The sequence below is a fragment of the Pseudomonas fluorescens genome (assembly GCF_902497785.1).
Lineage (GTDB): Bacteria > Pseudomonadota > Gammaproteobacteria > Pseudomonadales > Pseudomonadaceae > Aquipseudomonas > Aquipseudomonas fluorescens_BO.
The window spans coordinates 97,793-114,169 of the sequence record NZ_CABVHK010000003.1; the positions used below are offsets into that span (position 1 = coordinate 97,793).

Here is a 16,377-nt window from a genome sequence, read left to right on the forward strand (position 1 = left end):
GCCGCCATCGCGAGCAAGCTCGCTCCCACAGGGATACCACTGTTCTAGAGAATATTGGAGTAATCCGCTTCAATCCGGTCCAGGCTCAGGTGATTCAGGAAGTTGGAGAAGCACATCCACGCCGACAGCGCGTTCATGTCGCGGAACTGTTCCGGCAAGTACTTGGGCGGCACCACCAGACCTTCATCGACCAACTGGCGCAATGTGCGCATGTCTTCCAGTGTGGTCTTGCCGCAAAACAGCAAGGGTATTTGCTCGAGCTTGCCTTTGCGCACGGCCAACTGAATGTAGTTGTAAACCATGATAAAGCCCTTGAGGTAGGACAAGTCTTTGGTGAATGGCAGACCGTTTGGCACCGAACCCCGGAAAACCCGACTGGCATTGCCGTAACTTTCCGCCATCTCGAAACCCTGCTCGCGGAAGAACTCGAAGATTTGCAGGAAGTCCGCGCCCTCCTCCACCATGTGAATGGCGCGGGTGCGGTTGGTCAGTTTGCGCAGGCGGCTCGGGTAGGAGGCGAAGGTGATGATTTCCATCAGGATCGCCAGCCCTTCCTGCGTCACCGTCGACGAGGGCGGGCCTTTGGACAGGAAGGTGCAGATCGGCTGGTTCAGCCCGTTGAGCGTGGTGCCCACGTGCACCAGCCCTTCGTGGACTTCGAGGGCGCGCACGTCACGCTCGTTGAACATCGCGTCGGTGCGAATCTTGATGTAGTCGGCGCCCGCCGCCGCATCGGCGACGATGCCGTCGGACTCGAATACCCGAATGGTTTCCTCGGCCTCGCCAAACACCTTGCTCAAGCGCGTCTGGAGTAAATGCACGGCGTCCTTGGCGGTAAGGATTTTCGGTTCGTCCTTCAGGTCGCCACGGCCATCGATGTTGTTCAGGTAATCGGAGAGCATCAGCCCGAGGTCCGACAACGTCGGGTCGCCCGCGTGAAACGCATCGGACGCCGCGCCGTACAACTCTTGGGAAATCAGGCCGAAATCCTCGGTGCCGCGCGCTTCGAGCATGCGCACCACCATGCGGTATTCCTTGCACATGCGGCGCATGATCTGACCGACCGGATTGAACTGGCCGAGCTGGCGAGTGATGTCACGCTCGATGTTCTGGAATTCCAGTTTCACTTTGCTGGAGTCGAAGGACAGCGGCCGGTTCAAGTAATAGTCGCGGTCCACCGCCGGCATTTCCTTGCCCTTGGCCTTGAGGAAACCCTTGCGGACACTGTCGTCCCACTTCACCGCATCGAGGACGCGAATGGGCGTCTGCGCCAGCACTATGCGATCGGACAAAATGCGTATCGTCTGCTGGTAATCGTCCACCCGAAACTCCTGTAGAAAACCGTTATGTGCTGGACTTATTTGGCTTTGGCAAGGCGCTGATAGCGCACGGCCTCGACGAAGACATCGGAATTGGCCGGATCATCCAGGTAGGCGAACACCCGGTCCATCCGGGTATCGATCAACACGCCATCGCCATCGTCGGTCTGGAAACCTTCGCCGCTGAGGACTTTCTGCCCCAGGGCCTGGTTGATCTGCTCGAGGTCGAGGTTGTAGACCACCAGTTCATGTGTGTCCGTGAGTTCGAAACCGGCAATGGTGAAATGCCCGCCGAACTGCGCCGGCACCTTCGCCGACAGGTACCAGCGGCTGCCATGACGCGAAACCGTGAAAGGATAGGCCTCGCGCTCTTTGGGTCTGGCCTTGAAATAGCTGACCGCCTGATAGCGATTGTCGGCAATGCGCGTCAGTTCCAGGTTCATCGGCTCACCCCAGGCATTGGTGCTGGTCCATTTGCCAAGCAACCCCTTGGGCGCGGGGTCGCTGGTGGGCAGCGGTTCCTTGAAAGTCACCAGACAGCCACTGAGCAGCAGGAACGACAAGGCGATCACCACGACGCGCCAGGCTTTCATTCAATACTCCCTATGAACAGACGACGCCCCGTAGGAGCTGCCGCAGGCTGCGATCTTTTGACCTTGCTTTGCTGAAGTCTCAAGAAGATCAAGATCAAAAGATCGCAGCCTTCGGCAGCTCCTACAGGGGATCGGATTACACCGACGCCAATACCAGATGCATATACCGCGTCAGGATACCGAGCATTTCAGCTTCGGTGTCAGGCTCGGCTTCGTTGAGCAGGCCCTGATATTCCATCCGTCCGATAATCGCCGTCAACACTTTGGCATCCTGTTGTGGTTCGCGCGAACCCAACACCTGGAAAAGCTGACACGATCCCTGCAGGAGAATTTGCTGATGCGAACGTACCAGCAGTGCCAGGCGCGGGTTAAGCAGCGCTTCCTGACGGAACGCTTGCTCGGCCATCAAATGCTCGCGACGGTTGATCAGTTGCCGGTGGACATAGTCCGCCATCAACCGCGCGATATCGTCTGCCAGCTGCGAGCGCGACTCGCGGCTGCCGTCGGCACTGACGACCATCTCGCGCAGCAGCCCTTCGTTGTTCACCCACAATTTGGCCATGAACGCCGCACTGCGCTCAACGTATTGGGCGAAGGTATCGGTGAGCAAGTCATCGATATCCTTGAAATAGTAAGTGGTGGCCGACAGCGGCACACCGGCTTCGGCGGCAACCGCGCGGTGACGCACGGCCCGCACGCCATCGCGCACGACAATGCGCATGGCGGCATCGAGAATGTCCTGTCGACGCTGCTCGCTGCCCTGGCGGCTGGCCTTGCGGCCCTGGTACTGAACACTTTCAGCGACCGCAGTGGCGATACCCGCTGCACCCTCTTGAGCCATTGCACGGTTCACGACAGGTATTCCTCTTTTACTTCAAAAGTAACCAATTGATACGTTTGTACCAGACAGGCAATAAAAAGCCGCCTTATTCAGGCGGCTTTTTGTTTGAAACACTTAAGCTTGCGGCCGCATGTGCGGGAACAGGATCACGTCGCGGATCGACGGGGAGTTGGTCAGCAGCATCACCAGACGGTCGATGCCGATACCTTCACCGGCCGTTGGCGGCATGCCGTACTCCAGCGCGCGAACGAAGTCGGCGTCATAGTGCATGGCTTCGTCGTCGCCGGCGTCCTTATCGGCCACCTGCGCCATGAAGCGCTCGGCCTGGTCTTCCGCGTCGTTCAACTCGGAGTAGGCGTTGGCGATTTCACGGCCGCCGATGAACAGCTCGAAACGGTCGGTGACGTTCGGGTTGTCGTCGTTGCGACGCGCCAGCGGCGACACTTCGAACGGGTACTGGGTAATGAAGTGCGGCTGCTCCAGCTTGTGCTCGACCAGTTCTTCGAAAATCATCACCTGCAGTTTGCCCAGACCTTCGAAGCCCAGCACCTTGGCGCCGGCCTTCTTGGCGATGGCGCGAGCCTTGTCGATGTCAGTCAGATCGTCAGCGGTCAACTCAGGGTTGTACTTGAGGATCGAGTCGAACACCGACAGACGCACGAACGGCTCACCGAAATGGAACACCTTGTCGCCGTAAGGTACGTCGGTAGTCCCGAGCACCAGCTGCGCCAGTTCACGGAACAGCTCTTCAGTCAGGTCCATGTTGTCTTCGTAGTCGGCGTACGCCTGGTAGAACTCCAACATGGTGAATTCAGGGTTGTGACGGGTCGATACGCCTTCGTTACGGAAGTTGCGGTTGATCTCGAACACTTTCTCGAAACCACCGACAACCAGACGCTTCAAGTACAGCTCAGGCGCGATACGCAGGAACATTTCCATGTCCAGCGCATTGTGGTGCGTTTCGAACGGCTTGGCCGCCGCACCGCCCGGGATGGTTTGCAACATCGGCGTTTCGACTTCGAGGAAGTCGCGTTGCATCAGGAAGCTGCGGATGTGCGCGATCACTTGCGAACGTACGCGGAACGTCTGGCGCACGTCTTCGTTGACGATCAGGTCAACGTAACGCTGGCGATACCGCTGCTCGGTGTCGGACAGACCGTGGTGCTTGTCCGGCAGCGGGCGCAGGGATTTGGTCAGCAGGCGCACGCTGGTCATTTCGACGTACAGGTCGCCTTTGCCGGAACGGGCCAGGGTGCCTTCGGCGGCAATGATGTCGCCCAGGTCCCAGGTTTTCACGGCGGCCAGGGTGTCTTCGGACAGGGTTTTACGGTTGACGTACACCTGGATGCGCCCGGACATGTCCTGAATGACCATGAACGAACCACGGTTGAGCATGAGACGACCGGCAACCTTGACCGGGATTGCAGCCTCGGCGAGCTCTTCCTTGGTCTTGTCCGCGTACTGTTTCTGCAAGTCTTCGCAGTAATTGTCGCGGCGGAAGTCGTTCGGGAAGGCATTGCCCTTGGCGCGCTCGGCAGCCAGCTTTTCCTTGCGCAGGGCGATCAGGGAGTTTTCTTCCTGTTGCAGGGCTTGCGGGTCGAGTTCTAGGTCGCTCATGTCTTTAAGTATTCCATCAGGTTCATTGTCCCCGGCCTGTGGCCGGGGATCGCCAGCAAGCCGGCTCCTACAGGGGGGATCGTTGTCTTACAGGCCTTGTTTCAGGCTGGCTACCAGGTATTCGTCGATGTCGCCGTCGAGCACTTTGTCGCAGTCGCTGCGTTCGATGTTAGTGCGCAAATCCTTGATTCGCGACGCATCGAGCACGTAGGAGCGAATCTGGTGACCCCAGCCGATGTCCGACTTGGTGTCTTCCAGCGCCTGGGAAGCGGCGTTGCGTTTCTGTACTTCCTGCTCGTACAAGCGCGCCCGCAACATTTTCATCGCGGTGTCTTTGTTGGCGTGCTGAGAGCGTTCGTTCTGGCAGCTGACCACGGTGTTGGACGGTACGTGAGTGATACGGACGGCCGAGTCGGTGGTGTTTACGTGCTGACCACCGGCACCGGAGGAGCGATAGGTATCGATCCGCAGGTCCGACGGGTTGATGTCGATTTCGATGTTGTCATCGATTTCCGGCGACACAAACACGGCAGAGAACGAGGTGTGGCGACGGTTGCCGGAGTCGAACGGGCTCTTGCGCACCAGACGGTGCACGCCGATTTCGGTACGCAGCCAGCCAAAGGCGTATTCGCCCTTGATGTGCACGGTGGCGCCCTTGATCCCGGCGACTTCACCGGCCGACAGCTCCATGATGGTCGCGTCGAAACCGCGTTTGTCAGCCCAGCGCAGGTACATGCGCAGCAGGATGTTGGCCCAGTCCTGGGCCTCGGTGCCGCCGGAGCCGGCCTGGATGTCCAGGTAGGCGTTGTTGGCGTCCATCTCACCGCTGAACATGCGACGGAATTCGAGTTTTTCCAGCGACTCGCGCAGGCGCTCGACTTCGGCGGCGACGTCATCGACGGCGGCCTGGTCTTCTTCTTCGGCGGACATCAGCAGCAGGTCTTTGGCGTCAGCCAGGCCGGAGTGCATTTCGTCGAGGGTTTCGACGATCTGCGCCAGCAGCGACCGCTCGCGGCCCAGTTCCTGAGCGTACGACGGGTTGTTCCAGACAGACGGATCTTCAAGCTCGCGATTGACTTCGGTCAGACGCTCATGCTTTTGATCGTAGTCAAAGATACCCCCGAATAGTTTCGGAGCGCTCGGACAGGTCCTTGATACTGTTAAGGATCGGGTTGATTTCCATGGCGGGCAGCACTCGTTGGCGAACTTTTGAAAGCCGGCGAGTATAACGTAATCAGACTGTCACGGCAGCCCGCCTGGCGGCTTTAGCAGCGATTGATTAAAGCAAACACGGAGTAAATCTGTGGCGAGGGGATTTATCCCCGTTCGGCTGCGAAGCAGTCGCAAATCCGGACAATTGCGTCTGTCTGGCCGGACGCTGGGGGCCGCTTCGCGACCCAACGGGGATAAATCCCCTCACCACAGGTTTTTTTGCCAGGCAGGTAATCTGTATTCACAAGGCCGGTAGGCCGTTATTCAATCCCCACCTGATTGCGCCCATTGTGCTTCGCCAGGTACAGCCCCTTGTCCGCCGCCGAGATCAGTTGCCGGCAATCGGCGCCCGGCTGCGGGGTCATGGTTGAGAGGCCGATGCTGATGGTCAGGTGTGAACCCTCGACCGGTGCGATGTGCGGGATTTTCAATGCTGCCACGGTCTGGCGCAGTTTTTCCGCCACCAGTCGGGCGCCGCCCGGTGAAGTGTTGGGCAGGACCAGGGCGAACTCTTCGCCGCCGTAGCGGGCCGGCAGGTCCGAAGGGCGGGCGCTGGCCTCACGGATGGCGCTGGCGACTTTGCGCAAGGCTTCGTCGCCTTCGAGGTGGCCGAAGCTGTCGTTGTAGGACTTGAAGTAATCCACGTCGATCATCAGCAACGACAGTTGGCTCTGGTCACGCAGGGAACGTCGCCACTCCAGCTCCAGGTATTCGTCGAAATGGCGGCGATTCGACAGGCCGGTCAGGCCGTCGGAGTTCATCAGGCGTTGCAGCACCAGATTGGTGTCGAGCAATTGCTGCTGGCTGACCCGCAACGCGCGGTAGGCCGCGTCGCGTTGCAGCAGGGTCATGTAGGACCGCGAGTGGTAGCGAATGCGCGCCACCAGTTCGATGTTGTCCGGCAGTTTCACCAGGTAATCGTTGGCCCCGGCCGCGAACGCCGCGCTTTTGACCAGCGGGTCTTCCTTGGTCGACAGGACAATGATCGGAATGTCCTTGGTCGCCGGGTGATTGCGGTATTCACGCACCAGGCTCAGGCCGTCGAGACCGGGCATGACCAGGTCCTGGAGGATCACGGTCGGCTTGATCCGGATGGCCTGGGCAATCGCCTGATGCGGGTCGGCGCAGAAATGGAAGTCGATGTTGTCTTCATTCGACAACCCGCGACGGACCGCCTCGCCGATCATCGCCTGATCGTCGACCAACAACACCATGGCGGCGTTTTCATCGCTCTTGAAGCCGTCGAGCTGTAATTCATTCATGTGCGATCACCTGAGTACTGCCTGGGCCAGGATTGCTGTTTAGCGTCGTCATTTGGCGAGAATCTCCAGCAATCGTGGCGCGATCTTGTCCAGCGGGCGAATTTCCATGGCAGCGTCGATGGCCGCAGCCGCCTTCGGCATGCCATACACCGCACTGCTTTGTTGGTCCTGAGCGATGGTCAGATAGCCCTGTTGGCGCATGAGTTTAAGCCCCTGCGCACCGTCGCGCCCCATGCCGGTCAACAAAACCCCGATAGCATCGCCGTTCCAGTGACTGGCCACGCTTTCAAAAAACACATCGATGGAGGGCCGATAGATCTCGTTGACCGGCTCGGCGGTGTACGCCAGCGTGCCGTTTTTCAACAAGCGAATATGGTGATTGGTGCCGGCCAGGAGCACGGTGCCGGCCTGTGGCGGTTCGCCCTCCTGGGCCAGGCGCACATTCAGGCCGCTGGCGCTGCTCAGCCACTCGGCCATGCCGGCGGCGAACACCTGGTCAACGTGCTGCACCAGCACAATGGCAGCGGAAAAATCCCGTGGCAGACCCTTGAGCAGGATTTCCAGCGCCGCCGGGCCGCCCGCCGATGAACCGATGGCGATCAGTTTTTGTCGGGAACCCGAACTGCGCAACGGACCCGGAGCGGGACGCGCCCGATTGCTTTTGTCACCAATCAGCCAGCCGATGTTCATAATCTTGCGCAGCAACGGTGCGGCTGCTTCCTGGGGATTGCCGGCACCGATGGCCGGTGTATCCACCACGTCCAGAGCGCCATGGCCCATGGCCTCGAACACCCGATGCACGTTCTGCTGGCGGTCCACGGTAACGATCACGATCGCGCACGGGGTCTCGGCCATGATCCGCCGGGTCGCCTCCACGCCATCCATCACCGGCATGATCAAATCCATCAGGATCAGGTCCGGGGTGTTTTCGGCGCAGCGTTGCACCGCCTCGGCGCCGTTGCTGGCGACCCATATCACTTCGTGCGCCGGATCGAAGGCCAAGGCGCGGCGCAGAGCTTCCACAGCCATGGGCATATCATTGACGATTGCGATTTTCATGCCCGCGTTCCTCCGATGAGCTCAACCACTGCATCAAGCAGGGCGTCGTCATGAAAACTGGCTTTGGCTAGATAATAGTCGGCTCCGGCGTCCAGTCCACGACGACGGTCTTCTTCGCGATCCTTGTAGGACACCACCATCACCGGCAGCGATTGCAGTCGATTGTCCCGGCGCAGTAACGACACCAGTTCGATGCCGTCCATGCGCGGCATGTCGATGTCGGTGATCAACAGATCGAAATCCTCCGAACGCAGGGCGTTCCAGCCATCCATCCCGTCCACCGCCACGGCCACGTCGTAGCCGCGATTGAGCAACAGCTTGCGCTGCAATTCGCGAACGGTCAGCGAGTCATCGACCACCAGGATCCGCTTGCGCGCCGCTTCAACGGCCTGGTTGCCTTGACGGGCGATCCGTTCCAGACGCCCGGTGTTGAGCAGTTTGTCCACCGAGCGCAGCATGTCTTCGACATCGACGATCAGCACCACCGAACCGTCATCGAGCAGGGCGCCGGCGGAGATGTCCTGCACTTTGCCCAGCCGCTCGTCCAGTGGCAGGACCACCAGCGTGCGCTCGCCGATAAAGCGCTCGACCGCCACGCCGTAAATCGCCTCGCGCTCGCGGATCACCACGACCTTGAGGGTTTGCTGACTGTTCTGACTCGCCGGGCGCTGGAGCAATTGGCTCGCCGCCACCAGTCCGACATGCCGGCCTTCGTACCAGAAATGCTGTCGGCCTTCGACCTGCACGATGTCCGCCGGCTCCAGGTCGCACATGCGCTCGATGTGGGCCAGCGGAAACGCATACGCCTCGTCGCCGACCTCCACCACCAGGCTGCGCACCACGGACAGCGTCAGCGGCACCTCAAGGTGGAAGTGACTGCCCTCGCCCGCCGTCTGCTCCAGCACCACGGCGCCCCGCAACTGGCGGACCATGTGCTGAACGGCGTCCAGGCCGACGCCGCGCCCGGACACTTCGGTGACCCTGTCGCGCAGGCTGAAACCCGGCAGGAACAGGAAAGTCAGCAGCTCTTCCTCGCTCAGTTGCGCGGCAGTGTCGGGCGGGGACAATTGACGCTCGATGACGCTGCAGCGGACCTTTTCCAGGTCGACACCGTTGCCGTCATCACTCAGCTCCAGCACCAGCAATCCCGCTTGATGGGACGCTCGCAAGCGGATCAGACCTTCTTCAGGTTTACCGGCCAACAGGCGTTGCTCCGGGGATTCGATCCCGTGGTCGACGGCGTTGCGCAGCAGGTGCGTCAGCGGTGCTTCGAGCTTCTCCAATACGTCGCGGTCGACCTGGGTTTTCTCGCCCGTGATCTCCAGCCGCACCTGCTTACCAAGGCTGCGTCCGAGGTCGCGGACCATGCGCACCTGTCCGCTCAGCACATCGGCGAACGGCCGCATGCGACAGGCCAGCGCGGTGTCGTACAACACTTGTGCGCGCTGACTGGCCTGCCAGGCGAACTCGTCCAGCTCGGCGTTTTTCTCCACCAGCATTTGCTGGGATTCGGCCAGCAGCCGACGGGCAACATCAAGCGCTTCCCGGGCCTCCAGGCTCAGGGCCTGGTCCTTGAGATGCACGTTGAGATTTTCCAGCGCCCGCAGGCCGTTGTTCTGCATGCGTTTGAGGCATTGCAGGGTGGCCAGGTGCGGTTTGAGTCGCAGGGTTTCTACCAGGGATTTGCTCGACAGATCGAGCAGGCTGTTCAAGCGCTCGGCCGTGACCCGCAGGACTCGCTCACCGTTTTCGGTGGTGCGTTTGGTTCGGCGCGGGGGCGCACCAGGTGTTTCGGGGGCTTCTGGTGTGGCGAAGACCGGCTCGACTTCTGCAATGAACAGGTCGGTCGAGGGTATTTCTGCCTCGGCCATGAACGGCGCAATGGGTGTGCTGATCGGTGCCGCGAGGGCCAGCGGGTCGAGCAAACGCGCCATCAACGCCACGTAGCCGTCGATGTCCGCCGGCGTCGGCGCGTTGTCAGGCGTGGCAATGCGCATCAGCAGGTCAGTGCCTTGCAGCAAGGCATCAATATGCTCGGGCCGCAGGTACAACCGCCCTTCCTGAGCGCTGACCAGGCAATCTTCCATCACATGGGCAACGCTGACGCCGGCATCGACACCGACTATCCGCGCCGCGCCCTTGAGCGAGTGCGCGGCGCGCATGCACGATTCAAGGTGATCGGCCTGGGTCGGATCGCGCTCCAGCGCCAACAGTCCTGCGCTCAGCACTTGGGTCTGGGCTTCGGCTTCGAGGCTGAACAGTTCGAGTAACGAGGCGTCGCGCATTTGCTCGGGGGTCATGCGAGGCTCCGGGTCACGGCGGACAACAGCTGTTCTTCATCCAGCCAACGCAGGCTGCGACCTTTGAATGGCAACACACCACGGGTGTATTTGGCGCTGGCCTGGGTGCCCGACCGCGACGCTGCGTCGAGGATGCGTTCATCGATGGCATGAATCCCGTCGACCTCATCCACTGGCACCACCACCGGCCCGCCGTGCGCCGCGATAATCAGCATCCGCGGCATCACGCGCGCACCGGACGCGACGCTGCTCGCGCCGTCCAGCCCGAGCAATTCAACCAGCGACAGGCACGCCACCAGCGCGCCGCGTACATTGGCCACGCCGAGCAAGGCCCGGGAACGCTGGTGCGGCAGGGAGTGAATCGCTTGCAGCGGCGCCACCTCCACCAGACTGCGAGTGACCAGCCCCAGCCATTCCTCGCCGAGGCGAAACATCAACAACGAGCGAGTTTTCACCTCGCTTTCGACCGCGACAGAGACTTCACCTCGGTCTTCCTGTTGCAGTGCGTAGCGATCGAGCAAACGCGTGGCAGCGGCTGAATACACCGCGCAATTGCGGCAATGCACGTGCTCGATCAACAGCGGGCAGGACTTGTCGCCGTGGATACCGATGCGGTTCCAGCAATCGTCGATGGCCTCGGCGTCTTCATGGGTGAGGCGAAAGGTGTCGGCGGCGTTCATCGTTTGCGCTCACTGTTGGCGCGTTCGCTGCGGGCGGCGCGGTCTTGCAATCGTTTCGCGCCCGCCGTATCGCCTTGGGATTGCAGCAGGGCGGCCAGGTGCATCAACGCATCGGGATGGTGCGGTTCGAGGTACAAGGCCTTGCGATAAAAACCCTGGGCTTCGAAGACGCTGCCGGCCACATCACTGAGCAGACCGAGCCAATAAAAGACCTGGGCCACGGGCTCGTGGCTGCGCAGATAGCTTTCGCACGCTGCTCGGGCTTCGGCACTTTTGCCTTCGTTGGCCAATGCGGCGATGCTCGCCAGCAACGTGGCGGCGTCGGGGTTGGCGGCTTTGGTCGCCACGGGCAGTGGCGTCACGCTCGCGAACGGCTGGCGGCGAACGGGCGGCGGCGTCACGCTGCGCACCGGTTGACGCACCGGCAGCGGCGTCGGCACGAAGGCCGGAATCGGCTCGGGCACGTGCTGCCGACTGAACGCGAAAGACTGCGGGATGCCGATCGAGCGCATGCCAAACCGTCCCAGCAGACTGCCCTCGGCAGGGCCGATAAACAGCACACCGTCGACATGGGTCAGACGCTTGAGCACCTCGAAGACTTGTTGTTGGGTGGGCTGGTCGAAATAGATCAACAGGTTGCGGCAGAACACGAAGTCATACGGCGGCTCGCTGGCCAACAACGTCGGATCGAGCAGATTGCCGACCTGCAAACGCACTTGTTCGAGCACCCGCTCGCTGAGTCGATAGCCATCGTTTTCCGCAACGAAATGCCGTTCGCGAAAAGCGATGTCCTGGCCACGAAATGAATTTTTTCCGTACCGCGCGCGTTTGGCCTTCTCCACCGATAACGGGCTGACGTCCATGCCCTCGACTTTGAACTGATGCGGCTTCAACCCGGCATCGAGCAACGCCATGGCGATGGAATACGGTTCTTCACCGGTGGAACACGGCAGGCTGAGGATCCGCAGGGCGCGCATATGATTGATGTCGTTAAGGCGTCCAACCGCCAGTTTCGCCAACGTGGCGAAAGATTCCGGGTAGCGGAAAAACCAGGTTTCGGGGACGATCACCGCTTCAATCAACGCCTGTTGCTCGTCCCGCGAGCCTTGCAACGTGTGCCAGTACTCATCAGCCGTCAGCGCACTGCACGCCGTGGTGCGCTGGCGCACTGCGCGCTCGATGATCGCCGGCCCCACCGAGGTCACATCAAGGCCGATGCGTTCCTTGAGGAAATCGAAAAACCGCTGATCGCTGCTCATGGCCGCTCCTCGAGCTGCGCCAGATCCAGCGGCGGCGAAGGGAACAGCAACGCGCGCACGTGATCGTCCAGCAGATCGGCGACCCGTACCCATTGCAACAAACCCTGAGCATCTTCACGCACCGGCCCGAGGTACGGCGCCTGGCGATTGTCCAGGCCATAAGGCTGGAAATCCGCGGGGTTGCAGCGCAGCGTGTCGGTCGCCTGCTCCAGGATCAGCCCGAGCAATTGCGCATCGGCGGACTCATCCGGACGGTAATTGACCAGCACCAGCCGTGTGCTGGTGCGGGCCTGAGCCGGTTTACCAAAGGTCAGCGCACTGACGTCGATCACCGGCACCACGGCGCCGCGATAGGCAAACACCCCGGCCACCCAGTCAGGTGCGCGGGGGATGGGTTTCAATGGCAGGCGCGGCAGCACTTCCGCCACTTCGATCGCTTGCAACGCATAGCGCTCGCTGCCGATGCGAAACACCAGGAACAGTGCATGCAACGCCGGCTTCACGGCGGCGCGTTTAGCCGTGAGTTCGCTCATCAGACTTTGAATCGCGAAACGCCGCCACGCAGGCCCACAGCCACCTGACTCAGCTCGTCGATGGCAAAACTGGCCTGGCGCAGGGACTCGACGGTCTGGCTGCTGGCATCGCCCAACTGCACCAGCGCGTGGTTGATCTGCTCGGCGCCGGTAGCCTGGGCCTGCATGCCTTCGTTGACCATCAACACCCGTGGCGCGAGCGCCTGAACCTGATGGATGATCTGCGACAGCTGCTCGCCCACCTGCTGCACCTCGGACATGCCGCGACGCACTTCTTCGGAAAACTTGTCCATGCCCATGACCCCCGCCGACACGGCCGACTGGATCTCGCGCACCATCTGCTCGATGTCGTAAGTGGCCACGGCGGTCTGGTCCGCCAGGCGCCGCACTTCGGTAGCGACCACGGCAAACCCGCGGCCGTATTCACCGGCCTTTTCCGCTTCGATGGCGGCGTTCAAGGACAACAGATTGGTCTGGTCGGCGACTTTGACGATGGTCACGACGACCTGGTTAATGTTGCCGGCCTTCTCGTTGAGGATCGCCAGTTTGGCGTTGACCAGATCGGCGGCGCCCATCACCGAGTGCATGGTCTCTTCCATCCGCGCCAGGCCTTGCTGCCCGGAACCGGCGGCCACCGAAGCCTGATCGGCGGCTGTGGAGACTTCGGTCATGGTGCGGACCAGATCGCGGGAAGTGGCCGCGATTTCACGGGACGTGGCGCCGATTTCGGTGGTAGTGGCGGCAGTTTCGGTGGCGGTGGCTTGTTGCTGTTTGGACGTCGCGGCAATTTCAGTCACCGACGTGGTGACCTGTACCGACGAGCGCTGGGCCTGGGACACCAGCGAGGTCAGCTCGGCCATCATGTCGTTGAAGCCGGTTTCCACGGCGCCGAATTCGTCCTTGCGCGCCAGGTTCAGACGCCCGCTGAGGTCGCCGGTGCGCATGATTTGCAGAATCTCGACGATGCGGTTCATCGGCGCCATGATCGCGCGCATCAGCAGCAAACCGCAGAGACCGGCCGCGAGCACTGCCACCAGCAGGGAAATACCCATGATGGTTTTCGCGGTGACCACCGCAGCATCGATGGCTGCAATGTCCTCGTCCGCCACGGCTTTGTTTTCGCGGATGATGTCATTGAGCTTCATGCGCCCTGCGGTCCAGGCCGGGGTCAGTTGCTCGTTGAACATCTTGATGGCTTCGCCTTCCTGGTTGCGCTTGTGCAGGTCGAGCACCGCCGCCAGGACTTTGTTGTAATGCTCATGGAGTTTTTCGAAAACGGCGTATTCGACCTTGTCCTCGTCCGTGGTCACGGTCTGCTGATACTTGCCCATCTGCTCGAGCAGACGCGCCTGGAAGGTGTTGAAATTCTCGGCCTCTTCAGGGGTGAAGCCCTGCCCTTCTTTCAAGCCGAGCATTTCCTGGGTACGCAGGTAAGTGTCGACCCAGGCGCTGCGCACCATCGAGCTGTAATACAGCCCTGGAAGTGCGTCTTCGCGAACGCTGGCTTCACTTTCCTCGATTTTCAACAGCCGCGAATACGAGACAATGACCATCAGCAACATGATGGCGATGATCACCGCAAAGCTCGCCAAAATGCGTTGGCGCAACGTCCAGTTCTTCACAGTCAGTCCTCGGGGCTGTTTCAAATGCTGGGCAGTATAGCCGAGGGTGCTGTTTCATTAGTAAGGGGGATGCGGGGCAGTTCTCATCCTCGCCTGGAAAATGCTGGAGTTGGCCTTGGGGTGCTTGGGCGTGGCTGATGACGCCATCGCGGGCAAGCCCGCTCCCACAGGGATTTGGGGCGTTCCAGAATAATGTGATCGACCCCAATCCTGTGGGAGCGGGCTTGCCCGCGATGGCGGCCTTGAGATTTACACAGAAGCCTGGCGGACCTGTTTCTCCAGCTCAGCCTTCAAACCCGGTTCCAGTTTCAGTTGGCGCGCCAGTTCATCAAGGTACGACTTCTCCATAAAGTTCTCCTCATCCACCAGCATCACGCTCGCGATGTACATCTCGGCGGCTATTTCCGGCGTGCTGGCAGCGCGTGCCACATCGGTGGGGTCGAGCGGTTTGTTGAGCTCGGCGTGCAGCCAGTGCTGCAATTCCTGATCGTTGTCGAGCTTGGTGAACTCGCCTTCGATCAACTCACGCTCGCGCTCATCGACATGACCATCGGCCTTGGCCGCAGCCACCAGTGCCTTGAGGATCGCCTGGCTGTGTTGCTCAACCTGCGCCGGTGGCACGCGGTCCACGGTTTGCGGTTCACCGCGCGCTGCCGTGCCCTGCTGGGCCTGCCAGTTGCCATACGCCTTGTAGGCAATGACCCCCAGCGCCGCAAGTCCGCCATAAATAGCGACTTTGCCGCCGACTTTGCGCACTTTTTTATTGCCGATCAGCAAGCCCATCGCACCAGCCGCCAGGGCACCGCCGCCCGCGCCTGACAGCAAACCGCCAAGGCCGCCCGAACCACCGCTGCCGCCGAGCAACCCGCCCAGTCCACCGCTGGAGGCTTTGTTCTTCGCGCCACCGGCCTTGTTCTGCAACAGGTCCTGGCCGGACTTGAGCAGTTGATCGAGCAATCCACGGGTAATCATTTTCCGCCTCCAAAAAGGGCTGTACGGGACACATAAGGCCACCAGCCTAGTTCGAAAGTGCCCGGAGTCTTCTGCAGAGAGTGCTTCCAGATGTTGCTCATCTCCTGTAACACCGAAAAGCCCATCGATTAAAAAGATATACACTCAGGTGAATCTATAAAAACCGCCCACCGGGTACTTCCTGATGATGACCCTGCGTCAAATCCGCCATTTCATTGCCGTGGCCGAGACCGGCTCGATCTCGGCCGCCGCGCAAACCGCCTTCATTTCCCAATCGACGTTGACCCTGGCCATCCAGCAACTGGAGCAGGACATCGGCGTCAGCCTGTTTAACCGCCACGCCAAAGGCATGACGCTGACCCACCAGGGGCATCAATTCCTGCGCCAGGCGCACTTGATTCTGGCGACCGTGGACAACGCCAAACGCAGCCTTCAACAAAGCACCGACCAGGTCGCCGGCCAGTTGATCATCGGCGTGACCAGCCTGGTCGCCGGTTACTACCTGGCGGATTTGCTCACCCGTTTTCAACGCGCCTACCCCAACGTCGAGCTCCGCGTGATGGAAGACGAGCGCCCGTACATCGAGCATTTGCTGGTCAGCGGCGAAATCGATGTCGGTGTGTTGATCCTCTCCAACCTCGAAGATCGCCACGCCCTGCAAACCGAAGTGCTGACCCATTCGCCCCACCGGTTGTGGCTGCCGGCCCAGCATCCGCTGCTGGAACACGACAGCATCAACCTCGCGGATGTAACGCGTGAGCCGCTGATTCAGCTCAACGTCGATGAAATGGACCGCAATGCCCAGCGCATGTGGTCGGCGGCGTCGCTGCAACCGCGCATCACCCTCAGAACCGCCTCGACCGAAGCGGTGCGCAGCCTGGTTGCCGCAGGATTGGGCGTTTCCATTCAGCCGGACATGACGTACCGCCCATGGTCACTGGAAGGCGACATCATCGAAGCCCGCCCGATTGCCGACCTCAACCAGACCCTCGACGTCGGCCTGGCCTGGCGCCGAGGCACGGCACGCCCGGCGTTGGTGGACCCGTTCCTGACCGTCGCGCGTGAACAACCCCACGGCGGGCGCAAGCCATCTATTTAATCGAATGCC

At 61.0% G+C, this 16,377-nt stretch carries 14 protein-coding genes; 1 reads left to right on the plus strand and 13 read right to left on the minus strand.

Features of this window, described 5'->3' with window-relative positions; translation table 11 throughout:
- Nucleotides 1–44: 44 nt before the first annotated feature.
- The 13 genes from F8N62_RS05475 to F8N62_RS05535 form a co-directional block, all read right to left on the minus strand.
- Entirely contained in the window at nt 45–1,322 is a 1,278-nt protein-coding gene (locus F8N62_RS05475; protein WP_150709995.1) for a flavohemoglobin expression-modulating QEGLA motif protein, read from the minus strand.
- Nucleotides 1,323–1,357: 35 nt separating this feature from the next.
- Nucleotides 1,358–1,912: a hypothetical protein gene (locus F8N62_RS05480; protein WP_150709996.1), complete on the minus strand. Its 555-nt coding sequence runs from the start codon at nt 1,910–1,912 to the stop codon at nt 1,358–1,360.
- Nucleotides 1,913–2,048: 136 nt separating this feature from the next.
- The gene (locus F8N62_RS05485; RefSeq protein WP_150710269.1) at nt 2,049–2,753 is read right to left on the minus strand and encodes a TetR/AcrR family transcriptional regulator; all 705 of its coding nucleotides are present in this window, start codon (nt 2,751–2,753) and stop codon (nt 2,049–2,051) included.
- A 114-nt stretch (nt 2,754–2,867) separates the two neighbouring features.
- Entirely contained in the window at nt 2,868–4,370 is a 1,503-nt protein-coding gene (lysS, locus tag F8N62_RS05490; RefSeq protein WP_150709997.1) for a lysine--tRNA ligase, read from the minus strand.
- A gap of 87 nt (nt 4,371–4,457) precedes the next feature.
- Nucleotides 4,458–5,553, minus strand: a protein-coding gene (gene prfB / locus F8N62_RS05495; protein WP_150630852.1) for a peptide chain release factor 2 whose coding sequence is annotated in 2 segments (ribosomal slippage) — nt 4,458–5,480 and nt 5,482–5,553 — 1,095 coding nt in all. Because the reading frame shifts where the segments join, the coding sequence is not laid out codon by codon here.
- Between the two features lie 289 nt (nt 5,554–5,842).
- Complete coding sequence (locus F8N62_RS05500) at nt 5,843–6,844, minus strand: response regulator (protein WP_150709998.1); 1,002 nt, start codon at nt 6,842–6,844, stop codon at nt 5,843–5,845.
- 48 nt (nt 6,845–6,892) lie between these two features.
- Nucleotides 6,893–7,903 carry a chemotaxis response regulator protein-glutamate methylesterase gene (locus F8N62_RS05505; protein ID WP_150709999.1) on the minus strand — a complete coding sequence of 337 codons (1,011 nt, stop codon included), beginning with the start codon at nt 7,901–7,903 and terminating at the stop codon, nt 6,893–6,895.
- A complete protein-coding gene (locus F8N62_RS05510; RefSeq protein WP_150710000.1) occupies nt 7,900–10,203 on the minus strand; it encodes a hybrid sensor histidine kinase/response regulator in 2,304 nt (767 codons plus the stop codon). The genes F8N62_RS05505 and F8N62_RS05510 overlap by 4 nt, the downstream gene beginning before the upstream one ends.
- Nucleotides 10,200–10,883, minus strand: coding sequence for a chemotaxis protein CheW (locus tag F8N62_RS05515; protein WP_150710001.1), 684 nt, complete (start codon nt 10,881–10,883; stop codon nt 10,200–10,202). The genes F8N62_RS05510 and F8N62_RS05515 overlap by 4 nt, the downstream gene beginning before the upstream one ends.
- On the minus strand, nt 10,880–12,142 hold the full coding sequence (locus tag F8N62_RS05520; protein WP_150710002.1) for a CheR family methyltransferase: 1,263 nt from the start codon (nt 12,140–12,142) through the stop codon (nt 10,880–10,882). The genes F8N62_RS05515 and F8N62_RS05520 overlap by 4 nt, the downstream gene beginning before the upstream one ends.
- Nucleotides 12,139–12,675, minus strand: a complete 537-nt coding sequence (locus F8N62_RS05525) for a chemotaxis protein CheW (protein ID WP_150710003.1) — start codon at nt 12,673–12,675, stop codon at nt 12,139–12,141. Before F8N62_RS05525 ends, F8N62_RS05520 begins: the two co-directional genes overlap by 4 nt.
- Nucleotides 12,675–14,297 (minus strand): methyl-accepting chemotaxis protein, encoded by a 1,623-nt coding sequence (locus F8N62_RS05530; protein WP_150710004.1) that lies wholly within the window; start codon nt 14,295–14,297, stop codon nt 12,675–12,677. The genes F8N62_RS05525 and F8N62_RS05530 overlap by 1 nt, the downstream gene beginning before the upstream one ends.
- Before the next feature lie 249 nt (nt 14,298–14,546).
- A complete protein-coding gene (locus F8N62_RS05535) occupies nt 14,547–15,269 on the minus strand; it encodes a tellurite resistance TerB family protein (protein ID WP_150710005.1) in 723 nt (240 codons plus the stop codon).
- 184 nt (nt 15,270–15,453) lie between these two features.
- On the opposite strand from F8N62_RS05535, the gene F8N62_RS05540 reads away from it, so the two are divergent.
- The gene (locus F8N62_RS05540; RefSeq protein WP_150710006.1) at nt 15,454–16,368 is read left to right on the plus strand and encodes a LysR family transcriptional regulator; all 915 of its coding nucleotides are present in this window, start codon (nt 15,454–15,456) and stop codon (nt 16,366–16,368) included.
- The last annotated feature ends 9 nt before the right edge of the window (nt 16,369–16,377 follow it).